The sequence below is a fragment of the Chryseobacterium sp. WG23 genome (assembly GCF_024586575.1).
Lineage (GTDB): Bacteria > Bacteroidota > Bacteroidia > Flavobacteriales > Weeksellaceae > Chryseobacterium.
In genome coordinates this window covers 1-463 of sequence record NZ_JALCZE010000035.1, presented here as the reverse complement: position 1 = coordinate 463, position 463 = coordinate 1, and the positions used below count along the sequence as shown (strand labels likewise).

The window sequence follows — 463 nt, the reverse complement described above, 5'->3', positions numbered from 1 at the left end:
GAAGGGAGAAAATGGAAGGCTGTACAGTACAGGAGATTTAGTACGCTGGCTTCCGGATGGCAATATAGAATACATTGGCAGAAATGACTTCCAGGTAAAGATCCGGGGTTATAGGATAGAATTGGGAGAGATCGAAAACCGTTTGTCTCAATATCCTGAAGTAAGACAATCGGTAGTCTTAGCCAAAGAGAACAGTGCGGGGATGAAATACCTTGCCGGATATTATGTATCAGAAGAAGATATTGATAATGAAACTCTTACGGAATATCTATCATCCTCTTTACCGGAATATATGGTACCGAATGTTTTTGTTCATTTAACAGCTTTACCATTAACGATCAATGGAAAGCTGGACAGAAAACAGCTTCCTGAACCGGAATTCAGCGGAGACAGAGAATATGTAGCCGTAGAAAATGAGTTACAGAGAACATTATCCCGAATCTACGGTGAAGTGTTGGGGCTT

1 pseudogene is annotated in these 463 nt (G+C 41.0%); it reads left to right on the top strand.

The features are described 5' to 3' along the window. Positions 1-463 (top strand): annotated as a pseudogene (locus tag MP477_RS22885) (AMP-binding protein); the annotation flags it as partial.